The following is a 2,454-nucleotide window of genomic DNA, read 5'->3' on the forward strand; positions in this document are numbered from 1 at the left end:
GAGAACCACCAGCAAGAGGACGGCTCGATTTATATTCCGCAGGCATTGCGTAAATACATGGATGGACGGGAGGTTATTCCCGCTCCAACACTTGATTGACGGCGGGTAAACCAGAGGCCCCGCCCTTCGCCAATCCAGCGAGGGGCGGGGCCGTTTTGTTCAATATTTTTGGGAAATCTCTCTATCAATTTGTGCTCCGCTAACAATTTTTCGCGAGTAATTGCCAAAAATTCGGATTATCACTATTATAATTAAATATATTCTTGCAACTTATATAGTAGGAGGTTAAGATTACATGAACTTTTCTTCTCAAAGTAAGAAGTCGTACAGTCTCCTGCTGACGGCGGCCCTGCTGCTCACCGCCCTGTTCCCGGCCGTCCCTTTCGGCGGCGGACAAGCCTATGCGGCCAGCGCAGCGCAGGCGGACAAGCCTGCTGCTGTTCCGGATGCGGAAACCGTGCAGTTGGCTACCTACACCGACCAGGATTTCAAGCTGCGCGTGCTGCACACGAACGACACCCACGGCCATCTTGAATATGTGGCCAAGCGGATTTCGGCGATCAAGAGCGAGCGCACCGGCAATACGATTTTGCTGGATGCGGGCGACGTCTTCTCCGGAACGCTGTATTTTACCAAATTCGAAGGTTTGGCCGACCTGGAGTTCATGAATTACATCGGCTACGACGCCATGACTTTCGGCAACCATGAATTCGACAAAGGACTTCCCGTGTTAAAAACCTTCATGGATGGGGCCGCATTCCCGTTCGTCAGCGCCAACATCGATTTTACAACGAAAGGCAGCGAGCTTGCCGGGCTGTATCACAATGAAACCGGCCTGATCGGCGACTCCAATACCCCCGCTATAAACGGCAATATTTACCCCACTGTCATCAAGGATGTCTACGGCGAGAAGGTCGGCATTATCGGCCTGACCACGGAGGAAACCTTGGGACTATCGTCGCCGGGCGACAACATCACATTCGAAAATTACAAGACCAGCGCAGAAAAGGCAGTAGCCATGCTGCAAGCCAAAGGCATTAACAAAATAATCGCTCTTTCCCACCTTGGATATAACATTGACCAACAGCTCGCGGTGGAGGTGCCCGCAATTGATATTATCGTTGGCGGCCATACTCACACGAAGCTGAATGTTCCGGTGGAGGTTCCGCACGGAAGCACCGGGGACACGACATTGATTGTGCAGACGGGCGAATACGGACAGAATCTCGGGGAGCTGGATGTCTCTTTCAACACGGACGGCCAGCTGACAAGCTTCTCCGGCAGGCTGCTTGACGTTTCCAAATACGCGGAGGACGCCGAAGCGAAATCGATGCTCGCCCCGTACGATGCGCAGCTTGAAACCATCCGTCAGACCGTCGTCGGCTATACCTACACCGATCTGTACACTCACCGTATGATCGACGGTAAAATGGTACGCGTGGCGCGGCAGGAAGAAATACCGCTTGGTAACCTGATCGCGGACAGCATCAACAGCAAGTCAAAGGAACTGGTCAGCAAACTGCTCTCATCGTCCGAGCTTTCTTCCATTAATGGCTTTGTGTCCATTCAGAACGGCGGCGGCATCCGGGCGCCGATTAATCAGGGGGATATTACGCTCGGCGAAGTGCTGACGACCCTCCCGTTCAACAACAGCCTTGTCGCTCTCAAGGTTACGGGGCGCGAGATCATTTCATCGCTGGAGAACGGCGTCAGCGGACTGGAAGCCGATCAGGGGCGGTTCCCGCAAGTTTCGGGAATGCGGTACACCTTCAATTCGGCAAAGCAGCCGGAAATCGTCGACCCCGCCACCAATGAGGTCAAGCAGGAAGGCAAACGGATCGTATCGGTGGAGATCAAGCAGCCAAATGGCAGCTACGCGCCGGTTGATCCGGGCGGCTATTATATTTTGTCTACGAACTCCTTCATGGCCGGAGGCGGCGACTTCTACCGGGCGCTGGCGGAGGCCAAGGCGGATGGACGCTATTATGAGCTGTACGTTCCCGATTATGAGGTATTTGACGAATATTTGGGCAAAATCGGCCAGGTGAACATCGGCCTTGAAGGCCGCATCACCGATGCGAAGAACGCCGTAGATACGCCGACGGGCAGCGGGACCATAACAGCGCCGGCGCCTTCGGCGCCGCCGGCCCAGGTCACGGCCCTGACGGCGGAAGATTTGACGCAGCGTCTGGCGGCTCTGCCTCCCGGCAGCAGCGAGCTGGTCATTCCTGTCGCCTCCTCCGCAGGCGGCGCGGAAGTTACGCTTCCGGGCAGCGCGCTGATTCAGCGGGCAGCGGCGGAACCTCAGCTCGTGCTGACCTTCGACACAGGCGGCGCCTCCTACTCGCTGCCGCTGAGCGTACTTGACGGCACGGCTATTACGGCCCAGCTCGGAACGGGCGACTTTACGGTTCACGTCGCCATCAAGCCCGCCGATGATGCCACGGCGGGCCG

General features: G+C 56.1%; 1 protein-coding gene. It reads left to right on the forward strand.

Annotated features, from left to right (window positions below; genetic code table 11):
- Positions 1 to 295 precede the first annotated feature (295 nt).
- Positions 296 to 2,454: bifunctional metallophosphatase/5'-nucleotidase (locus tag L692_RS0118745; protein WP_025701611.1), on the forward strand; the 2,159-nt coding region annotated here is incomplete at its 3' end.

Source organism: Paenibacillus forsythiae T98, from assembly GCF_000520735.1.
Lineage (GTDB): Bacteria > Bacillota > Bacilli > Paenibacillales > Paenibacillaceae > Paenibacillus_AQ > Paenibacillus_AQ forsythiae.